Origin of the sequence: Pseudobutyrivibrio xylanivorans DSM 14809 (assembly GCF_900141825.1) — a bacterium.
GTDB lineage: Bacteria > Bacillota > Clostridia > Lachnospirales > Lachnospiraceae > Pseudobutyrivibrio > Pseudobutyrivibrio xylanivorans.
The window spans coordinates 108388-129647 of record NZ_FQYQ01000006.1 but is presented as its reverse complement, the minus strand read 5'-3'; the positions used below and the strand labels follow the sequence as shown (position 1 = coordinate 129647).

The following is a 21260-nucleotide window of genomic DNA, read 5'->3' as shown; positions in this document are numbered from 1 at the left end:
TCATTTTTAGTCCTTCTAAAGTCTAAAGAAGCCTTGATTTCACAAGCTTTTTCGCCTCTTTTTTGGTATAATAATACTATCAAAATAAGGGGTTAGAATAATGATTACAGAACAAAACGAGAAGGCTAGAAAGCAGATTGAATTTGTATGTACTGATGACTTGGTTCCTCAAGATCATCTTCTCAGAATTATAGATAAAGCTATTGATTGGTCTTTTATTTATGATTTGGTCAGAGATAAATATTCTCCAGATCAGGGACGTCCAAGTATTGACCCTGTTACTCTAATCAAAATCCCATTGATTCAATATTTATACGGAATAAAAAGCATGCGTCAGACTATAAAAGAGATTGAGGTGAATGTTGCTTTTAGATGGTTTCTTGGACTTGAACTTTATGATAAGGTTCCTCATTTCTCAACCTTCGGTAAGAACTATTCAAGAAGATTTGAAGGTACTGATTTATTTGAACAAATCTTTCAGCACATCTTAGAAGAATGCTATCGCTTTAAACTTGTTGACCCAACAGAAATTTTCGTGGATGCAACTCATGTAAAAGCAAGAGCTAACAATAAAAAAATGCAGCGAAGAATCGCTCAGCAGGAAGCATTATTTTATGAGGAGATGCTGAGAAAAGAAATATCATCAGATAGAGCTGCTCATGGTAAAAAGCCATTGAAAGATAAGGACGATGATGACAACTCAGCTGGCTCATCAGGTGGTAATGATAAGTTTGAAGATTACACTGATGATGTTCCATTGGATTGTAAAACAATCAAATGTAGCACTACTGATCCTGAGAGCGGATGGTTTAGGAAAGGCGAGCACAAGCATGTCTTTGCTTATGGAATTGAAACTGCCTGTGATAAGAATGGATGGATTTTAGGTTTTGATGTCAATCCAGGTAATGAGCATGATAGCAGAACTTTCAAAGGGCTTTATGACAAGCTTCAAAATATTGGCATGGAAAAATGTGTTGTTGATGCTGGTTATAAAACTCCTGCCATTGCAAAGTTACTTCTTGATGATGGAGTCAAACCAGTTTTTCCATACAAGAGACCTCAGACCAAAGAAGGATTCTTCAAGAAATATGAGTATGTCTATGATGAATACAATGACTGCTATATTTGTCCTAATGACCAGATATTAAAATACAGCACTACAAACAGAGATGGTTATAAGGAATACAAAAGCTGTGGTCACATATGTGAGAAGTGTGAGTTCTTAGGACAATGTACAGCCAGCAAGAATCATGTAAAAATTGTAACTCGTCATGTCTGGGAAGAATACATGGAAGCATGTGAAGATATAAGACAGACCTTAGGTATGAAAGATTTATACTCTCACAGAAAAGAAACCATTGAAAGAATCTTTGGGACAGCTAAAGAGAATCATGGTTTCAGATATACACAGATGTATGGTAAGGCGCGCATGGTAATGAAGGTTGCGCTTACCTTTGCGTGTATGAATTTAAAGAAGCTAGCAAAAATACAGCAAGAATGGGAATTGAAAATGGCCTAAAAACAGGTCTTTTTACACAAAAATCAAAATAGAATCTTAGAAAAAAGGAAAGGATGCTGCAAAACTTGGTTTTGCAGCATCCTCTTTGTCTACACTCTGAGAAGCCCTACTGAAATAGGGCTTCTGTAAGTGTTTTGTATTCATTAAGATTATTTGATTTCCTGATTTTTTTAATAGCTTTAGCTTCATCAGGGAAATTTGGTTCCCAATATACCAGAAATTCCTTCATGCGGTGTAGAACTGGTTTCTCACCAGAAAGGACTTCTATGTACTGAGCTAAAAGTTCATTATGGAATGCTTTGAATTTATTAAGGTCTAGGGCTGTATGCTCTAGGCCTTTTTTGTACTCTAGAGCTAATGTAGGATTTGTAATAAGACCACGACCAATCATTACAGCATGTATAGATTTGTATTTTCTAAAAGTGTTAGAAATATCATCCGTAGTTTTGATTTCACCATTAAAGACTAATGGAGCTTTTGAGTGTGATATAGCATATTCAAAAAATTCAGGATGTATTGGCTCTCTGTAGAAGTCTTTTTGTACACGAGGATGGATTGTTAGCTCTGATATAGGATATTTGTTGTATATGTCTAAAATTTCATAAAACTCATCAGGTTCAATCTTACCAAGACGAGTCTTAATAGATACAGCTACATCATCTTTTAACCCAGAAAACACTTCATAAAGCATATTATCAAGTTCTTCAGGATAATACAGAAGACCAGAGCCCTTTTTCTTAGCTACAACGGTACCGGATGGACATCCAAGATTAAAATTAATTTCTTTATAGCCAAGAGCTGCTATTTCATGAACTGCCCATAAGAAATGTTCAGCATTGTTTGTTAAAAGTTGAGGAACAGTGGTAGAAATATTATTTTTTGTAGGATCGATGTCCTTAAACTCCCTAGTTGTGAATTTAAAAGTGGAATTAGGGGAGATAAAAGGAGTGTAGTATTTATCAATTCCGCCGTAATGCTTTTCAAATGTATTTCTAAATATACTGTCAGTAACACCCTCAAGGGGGGCGAAGTATATATATTTTGTATTATTCATGGTTACTCCTAAAAAATAAAGCACTGGTTGACGGGACCAGTGCTCTAAAAAAATTCTTATCTTAAATTAAGCAAGTGTGTTTACAAGCTTTGAAAGACGAGATACCTTACGGCTAACAGTGTTGTCATGATAAACACCCTTTGAACCAGCCATCTCGATAACCTTGATAGCAGCCTTAAGCTCTGACTCAGCAAGTGCCTTGTCCTTAGCCTCAACAGCAGCCTCAACACGCTTAACATATGTCTTAACCTCTGATCTGATTGCCTTATTGCGCTCTGTTCTAACAGCTGTTACCTGAACACGCTTCTTAGCAGACTTAATATTTGCCATGTGTTGCTACACCTCCAATTTGTATAAAAATTAAATGTTCTAATTAAAATACGTTGTAGCCGGACACGGACAGTTCAACGCATACTCAAATATAATAGTGAATAAATGTCAGTTTGTCAATAGAATTTGGCTATTTATCTAATAAAAATTTTGATAAAACCTGATTACTTACATCAATACCGATATCTGTTAAATATAAACGACCTTCTTTTGCTTCCATAAAGCCCTGATTACGAAGTGCTGTAATGATAGGACCATAAATTGCTTCGATATCAATGCCAAACATCTGAAAGAAATCTGAACGGGCAACGCCTTCAATTTTGCGTAGGCCTAAAAACATGAATTCTTCCATGGCATCTTTCTTTGAAAGCTGTTCCTCTGAATCAAAATATGGAGAAGACAATTCAGAGGATGGGATAGTACCAGAGTCTATAGCTTCGGATATCTCAACATATTTGTATATATCTCGAAGATTAGTGGTGCGAACATTATCAAAAAGTGAAGCTGACCCAAGTCCTACGCCAAGATAAGGAACTCTGTCCCAGTATCCTACATTATGACGGCATATCTTGCCATTTCTAGCATAGTTAGAGATTTCATAACGTTTATACCCCTTATTCTCCAGATACTCCATAGTAAACTTATAAAGGCGGTATGCTTCCTCATCTGTAGGTAATTCTTCAGTCTCCATTCCAGCCTGCTGTTTAACAGCATCAAATCTGTATTTTTCGTAGAAAGGAGTGCCTTTTTCTATAATAAGAGAGTAGGCTGAAATGTGTTCAGGTCGAAGCATTGTAACAGAGTTTAATGTCTTTTCAAGCTTAGTAATGTTCTGATGAGGCAAGCCTGTCATAATATCTACGTTTACGTTATCAAATCCGGCTTTACGAACCAAATCAAAGGTATGTAAGAATCGATTGTAATCGTGTATACGACCTAATTCTTTTAGCTCATCATCGTTTGCAGATTGAAGACCAATGCTTAGTCTGTTTATACCGATTGAACGATAGACATTAAGCTTTTCAGCAGAAAGAGTACCAGGATTGCATTCAACCGAAATTTCTGCTAATGGGTCTATTTTGAAACATTCCTTAACAGTGGTAATAATAGCATCCATCAAATCCTCTGAGAGCCACGATGGTGTGCCACCTCCAACATAAATGGTGGAAATAATGCAGTTTGGATGAGTGGCTGCAATAAATTTTATTTCAGTGCACAAAGCAGCGGTATAACGCCGCTGCATTTTCTCATCGAAAACCCCTGAGAGGAAATCGCAATATAAACATTTTTTAACGCAAAATGGTATATGAATGTACAGTTCGATAGGAGTCATTTTAATCCTCGTCAAGTTTGAGAACACTCATGAAGGCTGCTTGTGGAATTTCTACATTACCAACCTGACGCATTCTCTTTTTTCCTTCCTTCTGCTTTTCAAGAAGTTTCTTTTTACGTGAGATATCACCACCATAACACTTGGCAAGAACGTCCTTGCGCATAGCTTTAACTGTTTCACGTGCAATAACCTTTGAACCGACAGCTGCCTGGATAGGAATCTCAAATAAGTGGCGAGGAATCTCATCCTTAAGCTTCTCACACATCTTTCTACCACGCTCGTAAGCTGTTCCAGAGAAGACTATGAATGAAAGAGCATCAACTTCCTCTTTATTAATAAGTATATCAAGCTTAACAAGTTCTGACTTCTGATATCCTTTCATTTCATAATCAAATGAAGCATAACCGCGTGAACGGCTTTTTAATGCATCAAAGAAATCGTAAATGATTTCGTTGAGTGGAAGAGTGTACTTTAAAAGTGCACGAGTCTCTTCGATGTATTCCATGCTTATGTACTGTCCACGGCGTTCCTGACAAAGATCCATAATAGCGCCAATGAATTCACTGGTAACCATGATTTCGGCTTCTACCATAGGCTCTTCCATGTAATCAATCTCTGATGGATCAGGAAGATTACTAGGGTTTGTTAGTTCTATCATAGTGCCATCTGTTTTATGAACTCTATAAACTACTGATGGAGCAGTAGTAACAAGATCGAGATTATATTCTCTCTCTAAACGCTCCTGAATTATTTCCAAATGGAGAAGACCAAGAAATCCACATCTGAAACCAAAACCAAGAGCGATGGATGTTTCTGGCTCGAACTGAAGAGCGGCATCGTTAAGCTGAAGCTTTTCAAGCGCGTCTCTTAAGTCAGGATATTTTGCACCATCAGCAGGGTATAATCCACAGTAAACCATAGGATTTACTTTTTTATAGCCTGGAAGTGGTTCTGCAGCTGGATGATTAACATGTGTGATTGTGTCACCCACACGAGTGTCACGAACATTTTTGATAGAGGCTGTCATGTAACCTACCATACCAGCAGGAAGCTCTCCACAAGGAATAAACTGTCCGGCACCAAAGTAGCCTACTTCAACAACATCGAATTCGGCACCTGTAGCCATCATGCGAACCTTATCGCCAACCTTAAGTGTACCTTCTTTAACTCTACAAAATACGATAACACCTTTGTATGGATCGTAAAGTGAATCAAAGATAAGTGCCTGTAAAGGCGCCTTTGGGTCTCCCTTTGGAGCAGGAAGCTGATTAACAATTGCCTCTAAAACATCATGAATATTAAGACCCGTTTTAGCAGAAATCTGTGGCGCATTCTGAGCCTCAAGACCGATAATGTCCTCGATTTCTTCGATAACTCTTTCAGGATCTGCTGAAGGTAAATCAATCTTATTGATAACAGGAATAACATCAAGGTCGTGGTCAAGTGCAAGGTAAACATTTGCAAGAGTCTGAGCCTCAATGCCCTGAGCTGCATCTACAACAAGAATAGCTCCGTCACAAGCAGCAAGGGAGCGAGAAACTTCATAATTAAAATCTACGTGTCCTGGAGTGTCGATGAGATTAAAGATATACTCCTGACCATCATCGGCCTTGTAAATAATACGAACTGCCTGAGACTTGATTGTGATGCCACGTTCACGTTCAAGATCCATATTATCAAGGACCTGTGCCTGCATCTCTCTGTCAGTGAGAGTGCCAGTCATCTGTATAATACGATCAGCAAGAGTAGACTTACCATGATCGATATGTGCAACTATACAAAAATTTCTAATTTTACTTTGATCCATAAATTACCTCTTATAAAAATACTGCAATTATCTTACCAAAGCATTGAAAAAATAACAAGAATTGCTGGCAAAACAGGCAGGTAAAAATAATCACTTCATTATAGAAATAAATGTTTTATTAAAAAAGTCTAAAGTCTGTTGACAAACTAATGGGGTAGGTGTAAATTAACATCAGAAAATGATTAGCACTCCAAATGAGTGAGTGCTAACAAATAAAAACGAATGGGGAAGAGGTGAATACATGGCAGATATAGAGCTTGATGAGAGAAAAGTTAAGATTCTAAATGCTATTATTAAGAACTATTTAGAAACCGGAGAGCCTGTTGGTTCAAGAACGATTTCGAAATATACAGATTTGAACTTAAGCTCAGCCACCATTCGTAATGAGATGTCAGATCTTGAGGATTTAGGTTATATCGTTCAGCCTCATACATCGGCAGGTCGTATTCCTTCAGATAAGGGTTACAGATTTTATGTTAACAATCTGATTGCTTCCAAAGATAAAGAAGTATCTGATATGAAGGAGTGGATGATAGAACGAGAAGAGAAGATAGAAACACTTCTTAAAAATGTTGCAAAGGTTCTAGCTACTAACACCCAATACGCCACATTGATTTCAGCTCCATCAGTTGTTTCGAACAGATTAAAGTTTGTACAACTTTCAGCAGTTGATGAGAATCAGTTGCTTTCAGTTGTGGTTATGGATGGAAATATAGTAAAGAACAAAATCATCCACATTGACAAACCGCTTGATAACGAGACATTACTTAAGCTTAATATGCTTTTGAATACAAATCTTAATGGTCTTTCTGTTGATCAGATTAATTTGGCGCTTATTACCAGATTAAAGGAACAGGCAGGTATCCATGACGAGATAGTTTCTCAGGTACTTGATACTGTTGCAGAAACCATCACAGAAGATGAAGATTTACAAGTTTACACCTCTGGTGCGACTAACATCTTCAAATACCCAGAGCTTTCAGACTCAAAGAAAGCTTCAGAACTTTTAGATACATTCGAAGAAAAGCAGTCGTTGATAGAGCTTCTCTCAGAGAACGCTTCTGATGAGGAGACAGGAATTCAGGTATACATCGGTGATGAGTCACCAATATCTACCATGAAAGATTGCTCGATTGTTACAGCAACATACGAACTTGGTGACGGAGTTAAGGGCACAATTGGTATCGTAGGCCCTAAGAGAATGGATTACGAAAATGTTGTTGATAATATAAAGAGTCTCAAGGAACAGCTTGATAAGCTGCTCCGCAATGAGAAGAAAAATGATAGTTAGGAGATTTCTTAATGGCAGAGAATAAAATGGAAGAGTTTTCTACAGAAGAAGCAGTTAAGGAAGCTGTAGAGAACGCTGAAGAAATGAAAGAGGAAGCTGCTACAGCTGAGAATTCAGAAGAAGCAGCGGAGGCTAAGGATTCTGAAAAGGAATCAAAGAAGGTCTTCAAGAAAAAGGAAAAGAAAAAAGATAAGAGAGACGAGCAAATCGAACAGCTTAATGACAGAGTTATGCGTCAGATGGCAGAGTTCGAAAACTTCAGACGCAGAACTGAGGTTGAGAAGTCTCAGATGTTTGCAACAGGTGCAAAGAGCATCGTAGAAAAGATTCTTCCTGTAGTAGACAACTTCGAAAGAGGTCTTGCTACAGTTGAGGAAGGAGCAGATCCATTTGCTGATGGAATGCTCATGATATATAAGCAATTGCTTACAACACTTGATGAGGCAGGAGTTAAGCCTATCGAGGCTGTAGGACAGGAATTCAATCCGGATTTCCACAATGCGGTAATGCATGTTGAGGATGAGGAAGTTGGCGAGAATATCGTCGTAGAGGAATTCCAGAAGGGCTATATGTACAACGACACTGTAGTTCGTCATTCAATGGTTAAGGTAGCTAACTAATTTATTATTTTGAGGATAAACCCAAAAGGAGGAAATAATAATGGGAAAGATTATTGGTATCGATTTAGGAACAACTAACAGCTGTGTTGCTGTTATGGAAGGTGGAAAGCCAACAGTTATCGCAAATACAGAGGGTGCTAGAACAACACCATCTATCGTAGCATTTACTAAGACAGGTGAGAGACTTGTTGGTGAGCCAGCAAAGCGTCAGGCTGTTACAAATGCTGAGAAGACAATCGCTTCAATCAAGAGAGATATGGGTACAGACAATGGCCGTATCATCGACGACAAGAAGTACTCTCCACAGCAGATTTCAGCTATGATTCTTCAGAAGCTTAAGAGTGATGCAGAGAGCTACTTAAATGAGAAGGTTACAGAGGCAGTTATCACTGTTCCTGCATACTTCAATGATGCTCAGCGTCAGGCTACAAAGGATGCTGGTAAGATTGCAGGTCTTGATGTAAAGCGTATTATCAACGAGCCTACTGCAGCTGCACTTGCTTATGGTCTTGATAACGAGCAGGAGCAGAAGATTATGGTATACGATCTTGGTGGTGGTACATTTGATGTATCTATTATCGAAATCGGTGATGGTGTTATCGAGGTTCTTGCTACAGCTGGTAATAACAGACTTGGTGGTGATGACTTCGATCAGAAGATTACAGATTGGATGCTTGCTGAGTTCAAGGCAGCTGAGGGTGTAGATCTTTCTACAGATAAGATGGCGCTTCAGAGACTTAAGGAAGCAGCAGAGAAGGCTAAGAAGGAGCTTTCTTCAGCAACAACTACAAACATTAACCTTCCATTCATCACAGCTACAGCAGAAGGTCCAAAGCATTTCGATATGAACCTTACACGTGCTAAGTTTGATGAGTTAACACACGATTTAGTAGAGGCTACAGCAGGCCCTGTAAATCAGGCTCTTAAGGATGCTGGTCTTAATGCATCAGAGCTTTCTAAGGTACTTCTTGTTGGTGGTTCTACAAGAATCCCAGCAGTTCAGGATAAGGTAAAGGCTCTTACAGGTCACGAGCCAAGCAAGACTCTTAACCCAGATGAGTGCGTAGCTATCGGTGCTTCTATCCAGGGTGGTAAGCTCGCTGGCGATGCTGGTGCAGGCGATATCCTTCTTCTTGATGTAACACCACTTTCACTTTCAATTGAGACAATGGGTGGTATTGCTACAAGACTTATCGAGAGAAATACAACTATCCCTACAAAGAAGAGCCAGATCTTCTCTACAGCAGCTGATAACCAGACAGCAGTAGATATCAATGTTGTACAGGGTGAGCGTCAGTTCGCTAAGGATAACAAGTCACTTGGACAGTTCAGACTTGATGGTATCCCACCAGCAATGAGAGGTGTACCACAGATTGAGGTTACATTCGATATCGATGCAAACGGTATTGTAAATGTATCTGCTAAGGATCTTGGAACAGGTAAGGAGCAGCACATTACAATTACAGCTGGTTCTAACATGTCTGATGATGATATCGAGAAGGCTGTTAAGGAAGCAGCAGAGTTCGAGGCTCAGGATAAGAAGCGTAAGGAAGCTGTTGATACAAGAAACGATGTTGAGAGCTTTGTATTCCAGACAAAGAAGGCTCTTGATGAAGTAGGCGACAAGATTGATGCAGCTGATAAGGCTGCAGTTGAGGCTGATATCGAAGCAGCTCAGAAGCTTCTTGATCAGTACACAACTCCAGAGGAGATGTCTGATTCACAGATTGGTGAGCTTAAGGCAGCACAGGAGAAGCTTACAGAGTCAGCTCAGAAGGTATTTGCTAAGATGTACGAGCAGACACAGCAGGCTCAGGGTGGTGCTGCAGGTGCAGGCCCAGATATGAGCCAGTTCACAGGCGCAGGCGCTGGAGCAGGTGCTAACACAGGCGCAGCAAATGATGACGTTGTTGATGCGGACTTTAAAGAGGTTTAATTAGTATAATTCAGCTCCCTCGGGTACCGAGGGAGCTAATAGTATAATAAAGGATTGATAAACAATGGCAGAACAAAAACGCGATTACTATGAGGTTCTTGGTGTTTCCAAGACAGCCTCAGAAAGTGAGCTTAAAAGTGCATACAGAAAGCTTGCTAAAAAGTATCACCCAGATATGAATCCAGGTGATGCAGAGGCTGAGAAGAAATTCAAGGAGGCCTCAGAAGCATATGCGATTCTTTCTGATCCAGATAAGAGACGTCAATACGATCAGTTCGGTCACGCAGCATTTGAAAATGGCGGTGGCGGAGCAGGCGGTTTCGATTTCTCTGGTATGGATTTTGGAGATATCTTCGGAGATATCTTTGGAAGTTTCTTTGGAGGCGGCGGCGCAAGCCGTGCTTCTAATGGTCCTATGCGTGGAGCAAACCTTCGTGCAGCTGTTCATATTACATTTGAAGAGGCTGCTTTCGGTTGTGAGAAGCAGATTGAAATCGCTCTTAAAGAAGAGTGCGCAGCTTGTCACGGCTCAGGTGCAAAGCCTGGTACAAGCAAGAGAACTTGTACAAAGTGTGGTGGTAAGGGCCGTGTAATGGTTACTCAGCAGTCACTATTTGGAATGGTTCAGAATGTTACTACTTGTCCAGATTGTCATGGTACAGGTGAAGTTATTGATACTCCATGTCCAGATTGTAACGGAACAGGTTATGTATCTCGCAGAAAGAAGATTGCTGTATCTATTCCTGCAGGTATTGATAATGGTCAAAGCGTACGCATTCGTGAAAAGGGTGAGCCAGGAAGAAATGGTGGTCCTAGAGGCGATTTACTTGTAGAGGTTATCGTTTCCAGTCATCCTACATTCCATCGTCGTGATTATGATATTTATTCAGAGGCTCCAATTTCATTTGCTCAGGCAGCACTTGGTGGAGAGGTTATCATCGAGACGCTTGATGGAAAGGTTTCATACGAGGTTAAGCCTGGTACTCAGACAAACACTCAGATTCGCTTAAAGGGTAAGGGTGTTCCTTCTCTTAGAAATAAGGCTGTTCGTGGCGATCACTACGTTACACTTGTAGTTCAGGTTCCAACATCTCTTTCTAAGGATGCAAAGGATGCTCTTCGTAAATACGATGAGCTTACAGGAAACACTACAACAGGTGGTCCTAAGACTGTTAAGACAGAAAAGAAACGCAAGGGCTTTGCTGATAAGATTAAAGATGCAATAGATGATTTATAAAAATAAGCTAGTAGTTCTACGGGACTGCTAGCTTTTCTTTTACTCTTTTTAATAGTCGAATTTGCAATAATTTTGATGAGAAAGCTTGAATAAGAAAACTAAAATAGTTTAAAATAGTTTCCATAGGGGATGAATAATTTGAAATATAATATTAGAAAATAATCGGAGGGGATTATGCTTCAGGAAAGTATTAAAAAATTAGTTCAATATGGAATTAATCAGGGGCTTACACCAGAGTGTGAGCGTATCTACACTACAAATCTTTTGTTAGAGTGTTTTAAAGAGGATGAGTTTACTGATCCAGATTGTGATATGTCTGATATAGTTCTCGAGAACGTTCTTGCAGATCTTTTAGATGAGGCTGTAAAACGAGGTATCATTGAAGATTCTATTACCTACAGAGATCTATTTGACACTAAGCTTATGAATCAGCTTTGTCCAAGACCTTCACAGGTAATTAATGAATTTAATAACAAATATAAGAATGATGGCCCTAAGGCAGCTACTAATTATTTCTATGACCTTAGCAAGGCATCAGATTATATTCGTACATATAGAGTAAAGAAGGATTTAAAGTGGACCACAGAGACTGATTATGGAACACTTGATATCACAATCAATCTTTCAAAGCCAGAAAAAGATCCTAAGGCTATTGCTGCTGCAAAGAATGCAAAGCAGTCTGCTTATCCAAAGTGTCAGCTTTGTATGGAAAATGAGGGCTATGCAGGTCGTGCAAATCATCCTGCACGTGAGAATCACAGAATTATTCCTATCACTATCAACGATAGCAAGTGGGGATTCCAGTACAGCCCATACGTATATTATAACGAGCATTGTATCGTTTTTAATGGAAAACATACTCCAATGAAAATCGAGCGTGCCACATTTGTAAAGCTGTTTGATTTTGTAAAGCTTTTCCCACATTATTTTCTTGGAAGTAATGCAGACCTTCCTATTGTAGGCGGTTCAATTCTTAGCCACGATCATTTCCAGGGCGGATGCTATACATTTGCTATGGAGAAGGCACCTATCATTAAGGAATTCTCTGTAAATGGATATGAAGATGTTAAGGCTGGTATTGTTAAGTGGCCACTTTCTGTAATTCGTCTTCAGTGCGAGGATGAAAAACGCATCATTGATTTAGCAGAACATATTTTGAATGTCTGGAGAGGCTATACTGATGAAGCTGCATTTGTCTTTGCTGAGACAGATGGAGAGAAGCACAATACAATCACACCTATCGCAAGAAAGCGTGGAGATTTATTCGAGCTAGACCTGGCTCTTAGAAATAATATTACTACAGAGGAGCATCCTCTTGGTGTTTATCATCCACATGCTCACCTTCACCATATTAAAAAGGAGAACATTGGTCTTATTGAGGTAATGGGGCTTGCAGTTCTTCCTAGTCGTCTCAAAGGTGAGATGGAACAGCTTGCGGATTACATTGTTAATGGCAAGGACCTTAGAAGCAATGAGGTGCTTGAAAAGCATGCTGATTGGGTAGAAGAGTTCGCTAAGAACTATGAACACATAGATGCTGGCAATGTAAAAGAAATCCTTGAACAGGAAATTGGTAAGGTCTTCTGTGAAGTACTAGAGTGCGCAGGTGTATACAAGTGCAATGAAGAAGGACTTGCAGCATTTATGAGATTTGTTGATACATTATAATATTGTTTTTTAGCTCTTTGATGGGAGACCATCAAGGAGCTTTTTTCATTTATTCTTTCTTTTAAATTCATTTTACCTTCACTTAACAATCACTTTCCCCCATTAGATTATAGCCATAGCAACAAATCACACAGAAAGGAACCAAAGCATGGCTGAGATTCAAAAAGTATTTAACAGATACGAAAAGAAATTTCTACTAGATGAAAATACTTATCTGAAATTTAAGAAAGATTTGGATGAATATATGGAGGAAGATAATTACGGAATCCATACTATTAGAAATATTTATTATGACACACCAACGGATGAACTTATAAGAACATCAATAGAGGGACCAAAGTACAAAGAGAAATTCAGAGTTCGCTGTTACGGAAAGCCATCCTACGATAGTATGTGTTTTCTGGAAATAAAGAAAAAATACAAGGGTCTGGTTAATAAGAGGCGAGTAGCAATTCCAATGGAAGAGGCAGAAAGCTACCTGATTGATGGAGTATTACCAACGAATCCTAATCAGATTTTTAGAGAGATAGATTATTTCTTTAGCCATTATCCTCTAGAACCTAAAAGATACATAGCTTATGACAGACTGGCATTGTTTGGAAAAGAGGATTCAGAATTTCGAGTTACTTTTGATATGAACATAAGAGGCAGGGATTACAACCTGACCTTGTACAGTGATGAGGATAATGAGTATCTATTAGAGCCAGGTCAAAGATTAATGGAAGTTAAAATATCAGATTCAATGCCTTTGTGGTTTGTAAGATTACTATCAAGGTATGAGATATATCCAACATCATTTTCAAAATATGGAAATTTTTATAAGAAGCAATTAAAGGAAGCGTAAGAAAAGGAGTAAATTTTAAAATATGGAATCGATTTTATCAGCAATTCAAAGTACAAATGTGGAGACAACATTTACAATCGCAGACGCATTAATGGATGCAGGTCTTGCAGCAATTTTAGGACTTATTATTTCATTTACGTATATTAAAACAGGAAAGAACTCAAAGAATTTTGCAAGAACACTTATCATTTTACCTAGTTTGGTTTGCCTTGTAATGTTGGCAGTTAATGGAAATTTCGGAACAAGTCTTGCAGTTGTTGGAGCCTTTTCACTGGTTAGATTTAGATCCCTTCAGGGAAGCTCCCGGGACATTGGATTTATTTTCTTTACAATGACAGTAGGTATTATTTGTGCAATTGGAGAATTGCCACTGGCACTTTTGGTAACAGCATTTATTTGTGCAATTCATATGGTCCTTTACTATACAAACTTTGCGGCAAATGATGTGGATGAAAAGGACCTTAGGGTAACAATTCCAGAAAATCTTGATTATAGCGATATATTCGATGATATTTTTGAGAGATATACAAAGAGCTATAAGCAGGTAGCAGTAAAGACTACAAATATGGGCTCTATGTATGAAATCAATTATAGGATAAAATTAAATGATGAAAAGCAGGAAAAATCATTCATCGATGAAATCCGAATGAGAAACGGAAATCTTACAGTTGTATGTGGTCGTTGTGATATGAACGAAGCAGAGGAATTATAATATGAAAAACAAAATTGTAATTAGTATTTTGGGTTTATTACTTGTTGGTTCTCTAGTTGGCTGCAGTTTTAATAAAACTAATACAGCTACTTCAGCAAAATCAGAGGAACAGACAGAAACTACAGTCACCACAGAAGAGGTATCTTCAGATACAGCTTATAGTGATGCTGCATCTGCATCAGCTGCCTACAAAGAGCTGACTATTAAGACCGACTGGGATAGTAAAGCTACTGTTACATTTTCATCTGATGGAATGACTATAGACGGAAGTGGATGCTCTAATGAGGATGATGTTTTATATATCACAGAGGGCGGTGCCTACACACTGACAGGCACCAGCGATAATGCATCTATTCTTATCAATACTGATGAAAATGTAAAGCTGATTCTTAATGGAGTGGAATTGAAGAGTGCAAAAGGCCCAGTGATTTATGGCCAGCAGGTTAAAAATCTGTATATTGAAACAGCAGCAGGCACTACAAATTCAATAGAGGATGCCTCTGAATACGAAACAGATGCTGAGGGAAATGATATCGGTAAAGCGGCTATTTCTTGCAACGATGATTTAATCTTTTTAGGAGAGGGGACTCTTAATGTAACAGGAAATTATAAGCATAGCATTGCCTGTGATGACAAGCTTTATATAGAATCTGGAACAATAAATGTAGTTTCAAATGTGAAGGATGGAATTCGTGCCAATGATCTTTTGAGCATAGACGGAGGAACTGTTAACGTCACTAGTGAAAACGAGGGTATCGAGTCAAAGAGCTTAATATTTATTAATGGAGGAGATATAACTGTAGATTCTGCAGATGATGGTATTAATGCCAGCTGCTACATAGAAATTAATGGAGGAACAGTTACTGTTAAAAGCACTAATAATGATGCTATAGATAGTAACGGAGGTTTTGATGGTTGCCTTACCATAAATGATGGCGTTGTTAATGCTACTGGAGCTGGAATGCCTGATGGTGCATTAGATGCGGATGAATCTTCTGTAATCATTAATGGAGGAAAAGTGACAGCTACAGGCGGTTGCAATAGTCCAATCATCGAAAACGGTGGAGATAATAATATAACTGGCGACACATTCTCAGGCGGAGGAATGGGTGGCCAGGGTGATAAAGCAGGCCCAGGTGGCCAGAGAGGTCAGGGTGGACCTAGCGAGAATGGGGATTTTGATCCTAATAACCTTCCAGAGGACTTTGATCCTGAAAACAGACCTGAGCCACCAGAAAATGGTGAAAAAACAGAAGCCACAGAGGGCAGCGCTGATAACCAGCAGAATGATGATTCATTATAAGAATCAACTACTTGAAAAAAATAGAAATTGGTATAAAATAATTAAGGACTGCGGATTTTTGCAGTCCTTAGTTTATTTTGATATTGAGAGGAAATATAAATGAGTAAAGTAAGAACACGTTTCGCACCATCACCAACTGGTCGTATGCACGTTGGTAATCTTCGTACAGCTCTTTATGCATATTTAGTAGCAAAGCACGAGGGAGGAGATTTCCTTCTTAGAATAGAAGATACAGATCAGGAGCGTCTTGTAGAGGGCGCTGTTGATATTATCTACAGAACACTTGCAGCTACAGGTCTTATCCACGACGAAGGCCCAGATAAGGACAAGGGCGTTGGCCCATATGTTCAGTCTGAGCGTCAGGCAGCTGGTATCTACCTTAAGTACGCTAAGCAGCTTATCGAAAAAGGAGAGGCATATTACTGCTTCTGCGATGATGAGCGTCTTGCTGAGTGCAAACAGGTCATCGGTGATAAGGAAATCCACATCTATGACAAGCACTGCCTTAATCTTTCAAAGGAAGAGGTAGAGGCAAATCTTGCAGCTGGAAAGCCTTATGTTATTCGTCAGAACAATCCACGTACAGGCACTACTACATTCGTAGATGAGCTTTACGGAGAGATTACAGTAGATAATGCAGAGCTTGATGATATGATTCTTATCAAGTCTGATGGATATCCTACATACAATTTTGCTAATGTTGTTGATGATCACCTTATGGGTATCACACACGTTGTTCGTGGTAATGAGTACATTTCTTCATCACCAAAGTACAATCGTCTTTACGAGGCATTTGGTTGGGAAGTACCAAAGTACATCCACTGCCCACTTATTACAAACGAGGAGCACCAGAAGCTTTCTAAGCGTTCAGGTCACTCTTCATACGAGGATTTAATCGAGCAGGGCTTCCTTACAGAGGCTGTTGTTAACTTCGTAGCTCTTCTTGGTTGGTCACCAGAAAATGATAATGAGATTTTCTCACTTGAGGAGCTTGTTAAGGAGTTCGATTACCATCGTATTTCAAAGTCTCCAGCCGTATTCGATATCACAAAGCTTAAGTGGATGAACGGCGAGTACATGAAGGCTATGAACTTTGACAAGTTCTACGAGATGGCCGAGCCATACCTCAAGGAATACATTAAGGGCGATTACGACCTTAAGAAGATTGCAAAGATGGTTCAGACAAGAATCGAAATCTTCCCAGACATCAAAGATCATGTTGATTTCTTTGATGCTGTACCTGAGTATGACAGTGCAATGTATACTCACAAGAAAATGAAGACAAATGAGGAATCTTCACTTGCAGTTCTCAAGGAGCTTTTACCAGTTCTTGAGGCTCAGGATGATTACTCAAATGATGCTCTTTACGCACTTCTTTCAGGATTTGCTGCAGAGCACGAATACAAGAATGGATACGTTCTCTGGCCAGTACGTACAGCTGTTTCAGGCAAACAGATGACTCCTGGTGGTGCAACAGAGTTGATGGAAATCCTTGGTAAGGAAGAGTCTATCAAGCGTATCAAGGCAGCTATCGAAAAGCTGTCATAATTGGGTTTATAAAAAATATTTGTTGGTTGGCTTTGAATACTGGGCATAAAGGAGTTTTATGAAACTTAATGCCCCACAGAGACAGGCTGTTCTCCATAAGGAGGGCCCCTGTCTTGTTATAGCAGGCCCAGGTAGTGGCAAAACAGCAGTTTTGACACAAAGGGTTAAGGAGCTTATTAATTCTGGCATACCAGCAAATCAGGTTTTGGTAATTACATTTACCAAGGCTGCCGCGATAGAAATGAAGGAACGTTTCGAAGGTATATCAGAAGAAAAAGCTTCTGTGACCTTTGGAACGTTCCATTCTTTATTTTGGGCAATTATTCAAAAAGAATTAGGATATAAGAACTCTGACATAATAATGGGTCAGATGAGGGAGAGAATCTGGAAAGAAGCTACATATCTAGCAGGGAAAAATGAAGAAGATATTCCTAAGAAATATGAGTTTTTGAAAGAAAAATATCATGTAGTTGATTTTGATGACATGCTTTCGAAGGCATATAAGCTTTTTGTAAAGAAGCCTGAAGTACTGGCAAAATGGCAAGAGAGATTTTCATATTTCTTAGTAGATGAGATGCAGGATATGAATAATCTGCAGTTTGAACTTATATGCATGTTATCCGCTAAAACCAATAATTTATTCTGTGTAGGAGATGATGACCAGTCTATATATGGTTTTAGGGGAGCCAATCCAAAGATTATGCTTGATTTCGAAGATAGGTTTCCTAATGCTGTTAAAATCATTCTCGATTACAATTATAGAAATCCACAAAATATAGTTGAAGCTGCAGGTAGGCTTATTGCGGTTAATAAAAGCAGGTTTAGTAAAATAATTAAGAGCACAGCTCCCGTTGGAAGTATTGTTGTTAATGAGTATAATTCGCCAGAGGAAGAGGCGGAAAAGCTGGTAGATAATATTACCAGACTATATAATGAAGGCGGCCATTATGATGGAATAGCTATTCTATACCGAAATCACGCTGATGCAAGGTACTTAGTAGATAAAATGGTTAATGCAGGTATTCCTTTCTATTTAAAGGAGCATATGCCAAATATATATACGCATTTTATTATTTCAGATATTGAATCTTATTTTCAGCTGGCGCTAGGGAATGTTACCAAGGCAAGACTACTTAGTATTCTCAATCGTCCAAATCGATATCTACATAGGCAATCGCTGGAAAGCGGTGCAAATAAAAAAGCAATGCTTGATTTTTACAAGATTCACCCTGAAAATTACAGAACTGTCGAGGCTTTGTGGGCTGATATAGATTTAATTGGAAAAATGTCTCCAGTGGCTGCTATTAGCTATATTAGGAAAGCTATGGGCTACGAGACTTTTTTGATGGAAGAGTCAGTGGTAAAGCAGGTTGAGGTAATCGAGTATTATGAGATTCTTGATTTTATTACGGAGGTATTTCGTGACTGTAGGAATATTCGTCAGGCTATTGATAAGCTAAATATCCTTAGGCTAAAGATAGATTATGAAAATAAGAATTCTAATATAGATAAGAGCGGAAAGGTTGGATTATATACTTTGCATTCCAGCAAGGGGCTGGAGTTTGATAATGTGTTTATTATGGCTGCAAATGATGGGATTATTCCATCTAACAAAGTAGAAAGCAGAGATGATATGGAGGGAGAGAGAAGACTGTTTTATGTGGGAATCACAAGAACTAAACGAAATCTCTATATATCTTATACAAATAAAAAAAATCGGGACAAGTCCCGATTTTTAGATGAAATGAAGTTATAAAATTATTCTCCGAAATCTTCATCGCAGATTTCATCAAAACGCTTAGATACTGCCTCATATTCTTCATCAGACTCGATGTTGTCAAGGGATGGAGCACCTGTCTCATCTTCGAAATAGCGATAGATGAATACTTCTCCGTCCTCATTTGGCTCACCGTTCTTATCGAGTGGAAGCAATACGATATAGTCCTGATCATTTACATCAAATATTGTAAGGATTTCACATGTAACCTCTGAACCGTCATCTAAATTCAAAGTAACTACTACATCATCATCCTCATTATCGACTGGGAAAACCTGATTCTCGTCCATTCTATACTCCTTTAAAGATAATATTTGTTTAAGAACTGTCCTTATGATATAATTCATCAATGGCGATGTCTAGTGATTTTTTGATATTTTCGTCATTTATTCTACAAAGCGTGAGAAAACGGGGCTTATTATGAACATTTCAAGAGGAGATTTTGGGGAATATGGTCCACGAATTAGTGGAAGAGATGCAGTTACCTTCACATTTGCTGTGAAGCCTGCTGCCGAGAAAATCTCCATCATTTTATTCGATAAATCCACATTCAAACAATTACATTTAATAGAGCTTTCAAAGGATTATTCTGTTGGAGCGGTTTACTCTGTTTTAGTTTCAGGCATCAATCCAGATGAGATTTGCTATCTCATCAAAGAAGATCGTAAGGTTTATGTAGACCCTTATGCTACAGCTGTTGTAGGTCGTGATAAATGGGCAGATGTTGCTGCTAGAGAGAAGCACCAGTTTAAAGTATATTCAGGTATTTCACGTATTGATAAGGACTGGAAGGATACTAAAGTTCAGATAGCTCCTACAGATATGGTTTTATACAAGCTTCATTTAAGAGGCTTTACAGCTGGTTTTAATATGTCAGAAGCTAAAATCGGCACATATAAAGGTCTTACTTCAAAGCTTTCTTATCTGAAGAAACTTGGAGTTACCAGTATTGAGCTTATGCCTCTGTATGATTTTGAGGAGTTGTTTTTGGAGACAAAAGCTGTTATATCTCCTAAGGGCAGAATTACCGAGGCATTAGAGTACACAGGAAAGATTAATTACTGGGGCTTTGGTCTAGCTAATTACTTTGCACCTAAGGCTTCGTATTTTGGCGGTGCTAATAATGTATGCGAATCTATGCGAAATCTTGTTAGTACGTTACATGCTAATGGATTCGAGGCTATTATGGAGTTCTCATTTGCCACAGAGGTTAGTTCAGAACTATACATAGAATGCTTAAAATATTATGTTAAATATTTCCATATAGATGGATTTCATATTGTTGGCTGCAATGCTCCAATTGAGCGTATTGCGGCAGAACCATTCCTGGCTGACACCAAGATTTTCTATGAATTTATTCCAGAGGAGATTCTTTGCCAGGAGTCTGGAAAGAAACATTTATTTATCTATAATGATTCATTCATGAATGTTACACGTCAGATCCAGAATCACATGAATGGTAGCATGGTTCAGTTTGCAAATCATATGCGTAGACAAAATGGTTCTTATGGTTTTGTAAATTACATGGCTAATGTAAATGGTTTTTCCCTTTGGGATTCATATTCTTACGGAGAAAAACATAACCAGGAAAACGGTGAAGATAATCGTGACGGTACAAATAACAATTATTCCTTCAACTATGGTATAGAAGGAAAGACAACAAATAAAATAATTAATTCAAACCGCTTTAGAGAAATGAGAAATGCATTTACAGCTCTTTTCATGTCTCAGAGTGTTCCACTTATAGTTGCTGCAGATGAGATGGCGGCTACACATGAGGGTAATAATAATCCATATTGTCAGGATAACAAGATTGGTTACACTATGTTTGCCAAAAATAAATCCAAGAATACATTACAGAAGTTTGTTATGGAGCTTATTGCCTTTAGAAAACATCACAAGTGTCTCAGAGGAGAGACTCCGTTCTATATGAACGATTACAAACATCTTGGGCTTCCTGATATGTCGTTCCATGGTTCAGAACCTTGGATGATGAGTATCGGAGAAGAACAGAAGGCATTGGGTGTTCTTTATAATGGCGCTTATGCTAATGAAAAGGAAGATGTTTTTGTTTGTTACAACTTCCATTATGACAGTGTGGATATGGCATTGCCACTTTTAGCGCCTGGAAAGCGATGGCGTCTTTGCTTTAACACAGCCGAGTTTGATGATAAGAGTGATTTTTCGCCTAAGCCAATTCATGATCAGCAATCAATAAATGTACCTGGTAATTCCATTTCTGTACTTGTTGGAATTAAACCAGAAAAGAAATAAAGCTAGG

17 protein-coding genes are annotated in these 21260 nt (G+C 38.6%); 12 read left to right on the top strand and 5 right to left on the bottom strand.

The features are described from left to right. Positions 1–100: 100 nt before the first annotated feature. A complete protein-coding gene (locus BUA88_RS06405) occupies positions 101–1519 on the top strand; it encodes an IS1182 family transposase (protein ID WP_143151404.1) in 1419 nt (472 codons plus the stop codon). Between the two features lie 106 nt (positions 1520–1625). On the opposite strand, the gene BUA88_RS06400 is transcribed toward BUA88_RS06405, so the two are convergent. The 4 genes from BUA88_RS06400 to lepA form a co-directional block, all read right to left on the bottom strand. Then, a complete protein-coding gene (locus BUA88_RS06400) occupies positions 1626–2573 on the bottom strand; it encodes a tRNA dihydrouridine synthase (protein WP_072914514.1) in 948 nt (315 codons plus the stop codon). A 66-nt stretch (positions 2574–2639) separates the two neighbouring features. Further along, positions 2640–2903: a 30S ribosomal protein S20 gene (rpsT, locus tag BUA88_RS06395; RefSeq protein ID WP_072914510.1), complete on the bottom strand. Its 264-nt coding sequence runs from the start codon at positions 2901–2903 to the stop codon at positions 2640–2642. Positions 2904–3033: 130 nt separating this feature from the next. Beyond that, positions 3034–4236: a radical SAM family heme chaperone HemW gene (gene hemW, locus BUA88_RS06390; RefSeq protein WP_072914506.1), complete on the bottom strand. Its 1203-nt coding sequence runs from the start codon at positions 4234–4236 to the stop codon at positions 3034–3036. A gap of 1 nt (position 4237) precedes the next feature. After that, entirely contained in the window at positions 4238–6043 is a 1806-nt protein-coding gene (gene lepA / locus BUA88_RS06385) for a translation elongation factor 4 (protein ID WP_072914504.1), read from the bottom strand. Between the two features lie 241 nt (positions 6044–6284). Here lepA and hrcA point away from each other — a divergent pair, with 241 nt between their 5' ends. The 10 genes from hrcA to BUA88_RS06335 all read left to right on the top strand — a co-directional run bounded on the left by hrcA (position 6285) and on the right by BUA88_RS06335 (position 18958). Then, positions 6285–7334 carry a heat-inducible transcriptional repressor HrcA gene (gene hrcA / locus BUA88_RS06380; RefSeq protein WP_072914502.1) on the top strand — a complete coding sequence of 350 codons (1050 nt, stop codon included), beginning with the start codon at positions 6285–6287 and terminating at the stop codon, positions 7332–7334. An 11-nt stretch (positions 7335–7345) separates the two neighbouring features. Continuing rightward, positions 7346–7954 (top strand): nucleotide exchange factor GrpE, encoded by a 609-nt coding sequence (gene grpE / locus BUA88_RS06375; RefSeq protein WP_072914500.1) that lies wholly within the window; start codon positions 7346–7348, stop codon positions 7952–7954. A 40-nt stretch (positions 7955–7994) separates the two neighbouring features. Next, the gene (gene dnaK, locus BUA88_RS06370; protein WP_072914497.1) at positions 7995–9890 is read left to right on the top strand and encodes a molecular chaperone DnaK; all 1896 of its coding nucleotides are present in this window, start codon (positions 7995–7997) and stop codon (positions 9888–9890) included. 64 nt (positions 9891–9954) lie between these two features. Continuing rightward, entirely contained in the window at positions 9955–11127 is a 1173-nt protein-coding gene (gene dnaJ / locus BUA88_RS06365) for a molecular chaperone DnaJ (protein ID WP_072914493.1), read from the top strand. 174 nt (positions 11128–11301) lie between these two features. After that, positions 11302–12795: a UDP-glucose--hexose-1-phosphate uridylyltransferase gene (gene galT, locus BUA88_RS06360; protein ID WP_072914489.1), complete on the top strand. Its 1494-nt coding sequence runs from the start codon at positions 11302–11304 to the stop codon at positions 12793–12795. Between the two features lie 148 nt (positions 12796–12943). Next, positions 12944–13639, top strand: a complete 696-nt coding sequence (locus BUA88_RS06355; RefSeq protein ID WP_072914486.1) for a polyphosphate polymerase domain-containing protein — start codon at positions 12944–12946, stop codon at positions 13637–13639. 22 nt (positions 13640–13661) lie between these two features. Next, a complete protein-coding gene (locus tag BUA88_RS06350) occupies positions 13662–14351 on the top strand; it encodes a DUF4956 domain-containing protein (RefSeq protein WP_083572422.1) in 690 nt (229 codons plus the stop codon). A 1-nt stretch (position 14352) separates the two neighbouring features. After that, positions 14353–15654 (top strand): carbohydrate-binding domain-containing protein, encoded by a 1302-nt coding sequence (locus BUA88_RS06345; protein WP_072914481.1) that lies wholly within the window; start codon positions 14353–14355, stop codon positions 15652–15654. 99 nt (positions 15655–15753) lie between these two features. Next, complete coding sequence (gene gltX, locus BUA88_RS06340; protein WP_072914477.1) at positions 15754–17202, top strand: glutamate--tRNA ligase; 1449 nt, start codon at positions 15754–15756, stop codon at positions 17200–17202. A 58-nt stretch (positions 17203–17260) separates the two neighbouring features. Next, positions 17261–18958: an ATP-dependent helicase gene (locus BUA88_RS06335; RefSeq protein ID WP_072914473.1), complete on the top strand. Its 1698-nt coding sequence runs from the start codon at positions 17261–17263 to the stop codon at positions 18956–18958. A gap of 2 nt (positions 18959–18960) precedes the next feature. Here BUA88_RS06335 and BUA88_RS06330 read toward each other — a convergent pair whose 3' ends face one another. Next, complete coding sequence (locus BUA88_RS06330) at positions 18961–19269, bottom strand: DUF1292 domain-containing protein (protein WP_028246912.1); 309 nt, start codon at positions 19267–19269, stop codon at positions 18961–18963. A gap of 130 nt (positions 19270–19399) precedes the next feature. On the opposite strand from BUA88_RS06330, the gene BUA88_RS06325 reads away from it, so the two are divergent. Further along, the gene (locus BUA88_RS06325) at positions 19400–21253 is read left to right on the top strand and encodes an alpha-amylase family glycosyl hydrolase (protein WP_072914469.1); all 1854 of its coding nucleotides are present in this window, start codon (positions 19400–19402) and stop codon (positions 21251–21253) included. Positions 21254–21260: the final 7 nt, after the last annotated feature.

Bases quoted from the DNA above. Each gene is read 5' to 3' on its own strand.
- BUA88_RS06405 (WP_143151404.1), top strand. From the start codon at position 101: ATGATTACAGAACAAAACGAGAAGGCTAGAAAGCAGATTGAATTTGTA.
- BUA88_RS06400 (WP_072914514.1), bottom strand. From the start codon at position 2,573: ATGAATAATACAAAATATATATACTTCGCCCCCCTTGAGGGTGTTACT.
- rpsT (WP_072914510.1), bottom strand. From the start codon at position 2,903: ATGGCAAATATTAAGTCTGCTAAGAAGCGTGTTCAGGTAACAGCTGTT.
- hemW (WP_072914506.1), bottom strand. From the start codon at position 4,236: ATGACTCCTATCGAACTGTACATTCATATACCATTTTGCGTTAAAAAA.
- lepA (WP_072914504.1), bottom strand. From the start codon at position 6,043: ATGGATCAAAGTAAAATTAGAAATTTTTGTATAGTTGCACATATCGAT.
- hrcA (WP_072914502.1), top strand. From the start codon at position 6,285: ATGGCAGATATAGAGCTTGATGAGAGAAAAGTTAAGATTCTAAATGCT.
- grpE (WP_072914500.1), top strand. From the start codon at position 7,346: ATGGCAGAGAATAAAATGGAAGAGTTTTCTACAGAAGAAGCAGTTAAG.
- dnaK (WP_072914497.1), top strand. From the start codon at position 7,995: ATGGGAAAGATTATTGGTATCGATTTAGGAACAACTAACAGCTGTGTT.
- dnaJ (WP_072914493.1), top strand. From the start codon at position 9,955: ATGGCAGAACAAAAACGCGATTACTATGAGGTTCTTGGTGTTTCCAAG.
- galT (WP_072914489.1), top strand. From the start codon at position 11,302: ATGCTTCAGGAAAGTATTAAAAAATTAGTTCAATATGGAATTAATCAG.
- BUA88_RS06355 (WP_072914486.1), top strand. From the start codon at position 12,944: ATGGCTGAGATTCAAAAAGTATTTAACAGATACGAAAAGAAATTTCTA.
- BUA88_RS06350 (WP_083572422.1), top strand. From the start codon at position 13,662: ATGGAATCGATTTTATCAGCAATTCAAAGTACAAATGTGGAGACAACA.
- BUA88_RS06345 (WP_072914481.1), top strand. From the start codon at position 14,353: ATGAAAAACAAAATTGTAATTAGTATTTTGGGTTTATTACTTGTTGGT.
- gltX (WP_072914477.1), top strand. From the start codon at position 15,754: ATGAGTAAAGTAAGAACACGTTTCGCACCATCACCAACTGGTCGTATG.
- BUA88_RS06335 (WP_072914473.1), top strand. From the start codon at position 17,261: ATGAAACTTAATGCCCCACAGAGACAGGCTGTTCTCCATAAGGAGGGC.
- BUA88_RS06330 (WP_028246912.1), bottom strand. From the start codon at position 19,269: ATGGACGAGAATCAGGTTTTCCCAGTCGATAATGAGGATGATGATGTA.
- BUA88_RS06325 (WP_072914469.1), top strand. From the start codon at position 19,400: ATGAACATTTCAAGAGGAGATTTTGGGGAATATGGTCCACGAATTAGT.